Here is a 5,662-nt window from a genome sequence, read left to right as displayed (position 1 = left end):
GGGCCGGGCGGCGTCAGGTGCGTGCTCTCGCCGTGCCGGGCCCAGACCCTCGTACTGGATGTACTCGGGTCTGGGCCCGGTGCGGCGAGAGTGCGTGCATGGCGTCGCCCGGCAGGCGGGACTTTCGCAACAGGCCCTAGGCCTGTCGCGAAGGTCGCGCCCGCCGGTCAGGCCTGCTGGCAGCCCGGGCACCAGAAAAGGTTGCGGGCGGCGAGACCGGCGGTGCGGATCTCGCCGCCACAGATGTGGCAGGGCAGGTTCGCCCTGCGGTACACGTACACCTCGCCGCCGTGGTCGTCGACGCGCGGCGGACGCCCCATGGCCTCCGGGAGGTGCTCGGGGCGGACGGTGTCGATGCGGTTGTTGCGCACACCCTCGCGCATGAGTTCCACGAGGTCGGCCCAGATCGCGTCCCACTCGCCGGGGCGGAGGTCCTTGCCCGCGCGGTACGGGTCGACGCCGTGCCGGAAGAGGACCTCGGCGCGGTAGACGTTGCCGACTCCCGCGATCACCTTCTGGTCCATGAGCAGGGCGGCGACGCTCGTACGGCTGCGGGAGATCCGCCGGTACGCCGCCGCCGGGTCGGCGTCCGGGCGCAGGGGGTCGGGGCCGAGGCGGGCGTGTACGGCGTCCTTCTCGTCCTCGGTGATCAGCGCGCAGGTGGTGGGGCCGCGGAGGTCCATGTACGACGTGTCGTCGGCGAGCCGGAGGCGGACCGTGTCGGTGGGCGCGGGGGCGGGCGCCGGGCCGAAGCCGACCTTGCCGAAGAGGCCGAGGTGGATGTGGACCCAGTTCCCGGCCTCCGCGGGGCCGAAGCGGAGGAAGAGGTGCTTGCCGTGGGCCTCGGCCGCGGTGAGCACCGTGCCGTCGAGCAGGGCCGCGGCGTCCGCGAACTTGCCCTGGGGGCTGGTGACGCGGACGGTGCGGCCGCCGAACGCCGCGAAATGGTCCTGGGCGAGGCGGTGGATGGTGTGCCCTTCGGGCACGGGGGCCTCCGGTGGGTGCGCGGGGTGGATCAACAGCTGTAGGCCCACAGGTGTGGGCCTACAGGAGTGTGCCGTGGTGCGGGAGTGCTACGCCTGAGGCGCCTGCGGGTGGTGGGCCGGGATGGGGGGCAGCTCACCCGACGTCTCGTACCGCGCGAGCATCTCGATGCGGCGGATGTGGCGCTCGTCGTTCGAGAACGGCGTGGTCAGGAAGGTCTCGACGAACGACGTCGCCTCGTCCTGGGAGTGCATGCGGGCGCCGACCGCGATGACGTTCGCGTCGTTGTGCTCACGGCCCAGTGCCGCGGTCTCCGCGCTCCAGGCGAGGGCCGCGCGGACGCCGGCGACCTTGTTGGCGGCGATCTGCTCGCCGTTGCCCGAGCCGCCGATCACGATGCCGAGGGAGTCCGGGTCGGCGGCCGTCCGCTCGGCGGCGCGGAGGCAGAACGGCGGGTAGTCGTCCTGGGCGTCGTAGATGTGGGGGCCGCAGTCGACCGGCTCGTGGCCGGCGGCCCGGAGCCACTCGACGAGGTGGTTCTTCAGTTCGTAACCGGCGTGATCCGAGCCGAGGTAGACGCGCATGGTCCGAGTGTGACACGCCCGTTCCGGCGGAGCCTGTCGGGGTAGGAGACCCGATCAGCGCACGTAACACTGAGATACATCGGCAAAACTGCACGTAACGATCACAATTCGCAGGTACAAAACAAGTTCAGCCTCAGATGTACTGATTCAACTGATCACCAGCCGAGGCACCGGTGCCCGTCCGTGCCTCCCGAACAGCTGCACGGAGGACCCATGACCTCGCAGCCGACACCGGCGGAACCCACCGACGACTCCCGAGACCCCGGTGACTCCGGTGACTCCGGTGACTCCGGCGGCCTCCAGGCCGGGCTCAAGAGCCGCCATCTCTCCATGATCGCCATCGGTGGTGTCATCGGCGCCGGACTCTTCGTCGGTTCCAGCTCCGGCATCGCCACCGCCGGGCCCGGCATCCTCCTGTCGTACCTCCTCGTCGGCACCCTCGTGGTGCTGGTGATGCGGATGCTCGGGGAGATGTCGGCCGCGAACCCCACGTCGGGCTCGTTCTCCGCGCACGCGGACCGGGCGCTCGGGCGCTGGGCCGGGTTCTCGATCGGCTGGCTGTACTGGTTCTTCTGGGTCGTGGTGCTCGCGGTGGAGGCCACGGCGGGCGCGGTGATCCTGGAGGGCTGGATCCCGGCCGTGCCGCAGTGGGGCTGGGCGCTGATCGTGATGATCGTGCTGACCGCGACCAACCTGGTCTCCGTGGGCAGTTACGGCGAGTTCGAGTTCTGGTTCGCGGGCATCAAGGTCGTGGCGATCGCCGTGTTCATCGTCGTCGGGCTGCTCGCCGTGTTCGGGCTGCTGCCGGGCGTCGACGCCGAGCAGGCGGGCCTCGCCAACCTCACCGCCCACGGCGGCTTCCTGCCGAACGGGGCCGGCGCCGTCCTCGTCGGCGTGCTGCTCGTGGTCTTCTCCTTCATGGGCAGCGAGATCCCCACGCTCGCGGCCGGGGAGACCGGTGACCCGCAGCGGGCGGTCACCAAGGCCACCAACAGCATCATCTGGCGCATCGCCGTCTTCTACCTGGGCTCGATCTTCGTCGTGGTGACGCTGCTGCCGTGGGACGCGAAGTCGATCGAGGAGGACGGCAGTTACGTCGCCGCCCTGGACTCCCTGGGCATCCCGCACGCGGGCCAGCTCATGAACTTCATCGTGCTGACCTCCGTGCTGTCCTGCCTGAACTCCGGCCTCTACACGGCCTCCCGGATGGCGTTCTCCCTCGGCCGGCGCGGTGACGCGCCGGGGGCGTTCGCACGGACCACCGGGCGCGGCGTGCCGGTCACGGCGATCCTCTCCTCGGTGGTCTTCGGGTTCGTGGCGGTCTTCCTCAACTACGCCTTCCCGGACTCCGTCTTCCTCTTCCTCGTCAACTCCTCGGGCGCCGTGGCCCTGTTCGTGTGGCTGGTGATCTGCTTCTCGCAGCTGCGGCTGCGCAAGGTGATCGAGCGCGAGTCGCCGGAGCGGCTCGTCGTACGGATGTGGCTGTACCCGTACCTGACCTGGGCGGCGATCGGCGTCATCGTGTTCGTGCTGGGCTACATGCTCACCGACACCGAGCACGGCAACCGCGAGATTCTGCTGCTGTCGCTGCTGGTGGCGGCGGGCGTGGTCGGTGTCTCCCTGGTCAGGGAGCGGTTCACGAGGAAGAAGCGACCGCAGGAACCGCGGGAGCGGCTCACAAAGGTGTGAACGTGTCCCTGACCTCCTCGTAGACGGGCACGGCGCGCTCCTCGGTGTCCGGGTGGTACCAGGTGTCGATCTCGTACGAGACGCCGCCGCTGCGGAAGCCGAGCAGCCGGACGTGCCGGGGCAGCCCCTTGGCCGTGACCGTGTACTCCCACGCCACCGCGGGCGCGCCCCGGAACGTGGTCCGCTCCAGGCGGATCCTCCGGTAGTCGCGGCCCTTGCCGATGCTGCCCCGCTCCGCGTCCTGCCACTGGGCCAGCAGATCGCCACCGCGGGCCGGAGTGGCGTTGGCGATGATCTCCTGGGTGTGGTCGGGCGAGTCGTAGTGGATCTCGGCGGCGCTCACCACGACCCGCTGCCAGTCCTCGGGCGGAACCCACGCGTACAGCCCGGCCTCGCGCCGCGCCCCCGCCGGGAGCGCCGGGAGGGTGGGCGGGCGCGAGGTGCCCTCGACGGTGGGGGCCGCGGAGGTCGGGGTGCCGGCGGGGGTGGACGTGGACGCCGACGCCGACACCGACGGGGACCGGGAAGCCCGGTCACCGTCCTCGGGCGAGCCGCCCAGCGCCGGGACGACGAGTGCGGCGACGGCGCCGGCCAGCGCCGTTCCCGCGACGGCCAGGGCGATACGGCGGCCGGTGCGCGGCGGCCGACGGGGGCGGCGGGGGCCCGAGGAGATCGTCGGGGCCGGTGGGGCCTCCGGGTCCGGTGACGGTGGAGGGCCCGGAGGCGGCGGCGGGGCGAGGGAGAGTTCGGTGGCGGCATGGGTCGGCTTCGCCGGGTCCGCCAGGTTCGCCGGGTCCGCCGTCGGTCCCGTGTCGGGAGGCGCGCCCGGGGAGGGCAGTTCGGGGGTGCTGGTGGGGGTGGCCTCGGAGGAGGCGTTGTCGGTGAGGGGGGCGGGATGGACCAGGTCGGTGTCCGGCTCGGCTGCCACAGGGGGCGGGGGTTCCGGGTCCGGCTCCATCAGGACGGTGGCGATGCCCGCCGTCGTGAGCGGTTCCAGGACGGTGGCCACCGTCCGCAGGCCGGGCCGGACCGATGGCTCCTTCTCCAGCAGGGCGGCCAGGAGACCCCGCAGTTCGCCCGCCGCGGCGGGGATGTCCGGCTCCTCGTACAACACCGCGTGCAGCGTGGCCAGGGTCGTCGCGCGGGAGAAGGGGGAGGTGCCGCCGAGGGCCGCGCACAGGGTGGCTCCCAGGGACCACAGGTCCGAGGGCGGGCCCTGGGGGCGGCCGGAGACCCGCTCGGGCGCCATGTAGTCGGGCGAGCCGACGAGCATCCCGGCCATCGTGAGCGCCTCGGCGTCCTGGATCGCGGCGATGCCGAAGTCGGTGAGCACCACCCGGTGGCCGCCGCCGCGCTCGACGAGGACGTTGGCCGGCTTGATGTCCCGGTGCAGGACTCCCCCGGCGTGCACCTGACCCAGGGCCGCCGCCAGCTGGAGGCCGATCCGTGCCGCCTCGCGCACCTGCAGCGGGCCGTCCTCGCGCAGGATGCCCTCGAGGGAGCGCCCGTCGACGAGTTCCATGACGATCCACAGCCGCTCGCCCTCGTCCACGACGTCGTACACCCGCACGACGCCCGGGTGGTCGATGCGGGCCGTGGCGCGGGCCTCCCGCAGGGTCCGCTGCCGGCGGGTCCGGCTGTCCTCCGGGTCGAGACCGTCGATGCGCATCTCCTTGACGGCCACCTGGCGGTCGAGTATTTCGTCGGCGGCCCGCCACACCCGCCCCATTCCGCCCTGTCCGATGCTCTGGACCAGCCGGTAGCGACCGGTCACCAGTGTTCCTGGAACACCGCCCCTCGTTATCTCCGGCACCCCCATTCCCCCTTCAACACCCGTCACAGAAGAACCGCGAAGTAGCGTATTGGTCACAACTTTGCGCCGCACCAGCATAGTGCGGAGAAATCTTGTGGTACCTCTTCAGGGACTGTGAATTCTGGGCACGGTCAGGGGGACGCAAGGGGGATGGAAATGGTTTCTCGCCGCACGACGACCATCACAGGGTCGCTGCTCACTGCATCTTGTTCGGCAGTGCTGATCTTCGCCTGCGCCGCGGTCGCGGACGACGGGGGCGGCCTGAGCGGCAAGGGGGGTAAGGCCGTCGACGAGGCGCCCGCGGGCATCGAACTGACGACCATGCTCTCCGAGAAGATCTCGGTCGACAACAGCTCGCACAAAACGGCGATCACCGCTTCGGTGAAGAATGCGGGGAGTAAGGACAGCGGAAAAGTCCGGCTACTGGTGGTCGGTTTCGACGGGCTTTCGGTCAAAAACGTAAAGGGCTGCGAGGAAATCCCCAAGAGCGATCTGCCCGAGGGTTCGAACAGCGCCTTCAGCTGCCCCATCGACAATCTCACGGCCGGCGCGTCGACGTCGTACGACGTCGACGCGCCGGCCGTGAGATTGT

4 protein-coding genes and 1 pseudogene are annotated in these 5,662 nt (G+C 70.9%); 2 read left to right on the top strand and 3 right to left on the bottom strand.

The genetic code is table 11. From position 1 onward, the window contains the following. Positions 1–167: 167 nt before the first annotated feature. Both UW392_RS45270 and UW392_RS45265 read right to left on the bottom strand, forming a co-directional pair. Complete coding sequence (locus UW392_RS45270; RefSeq protein WP_320781169.1) at positions 168–986, bottom strand: Fpg/Nei family DNA glycosylase; 819 nt, start codon at positions 984–986, stop codon at positions 168–170. 87 nt (positions 987–1,073) lie between these two features. After that, complete coding sequence (locus tag UW392_RS45265; protein WP_320781168.1) at positions 1,074–1,568, bottom strand: ribose-5-phosphate isomerase; 495 nt, start codon at positions 1,566–1,568, stop codon at positions 1,074–1,076. Between the two features lie 213 nt (positions 1,569–1,781). Here UW392_RS45265 and UW392_RS45260 point away from each other — a divergent pair, with 213 nt between their 5' ends. Further along, positions 1,782–3,257 carry an amino acid permease gene (locus UW392_RS45260; protein WP_320781167.1) on the top strand — a complete coding sequence of 492 codons (1,476 nt, stop codon included), beginning with the start codon at positions 1,782–1,784 and terminating at the stop codon, positions 3,255–3,257. On the opposite strand, the gene UW392_RS45255 is transcribed toward UW392_RS45260, so the two are convergent. Further along, positions 3,244–4,986 carry a protein kinase domain-containing protein gene (locus tag UW392_RS45255; protein WP_414497365.1) on the bottom strand — a complete coding sequence of 581 codons (1,743 nt, stop codon included), beginning with the start codon at positions 4,984–4,986 and terminating at the stop codon, positions 3,244–3,246. The two genes, UW392_RS45260 and UW392_RS45255, sit on opposite strands and share 14 nt — an antisense overlap. Before the next feature lie 240 nt (positions 4,987–5,226). Here UW392_RS45255 and UW392_RS45250 point away from each other — a divergent pair. Beyond that, positions 5,227–5,662: pseudogene (locus UW392_RS45250) on the top strand (hypothetical protein); the annotation flags it as partial.

It is taken from the genome of Streptomyces sp. CRN 30, assembly GCF_034105845.1.
Note: the sequence above shows the minus strand (reverse complement) of the source record. Positions and strands in the feature narration are given on the sequence as shown.

Coding starts and splice junctions, on each gene's coding strand:
- UW392_RS45260 (WP_320781167.1), top strand. CDS start 1,782: ATGACCTCGCAGCCGACACCGGCGGAACCCACCGACGACTCCCGAGAC.
- UW392_RS45255 (WP_414497365.1), bottom strand. CDS start 4,986: ATGGGGCGGGTGTGGCGGGCCGCCGACGAAATACTCGACCGCCAGGTG.
- UW392_RS45265 (WP_320781168.1), bottom strand. CDS start 1,568: ATGCGCGTCTACCTCGGCTCGGATCACGCCGGTTACGAACTGAAGAAC.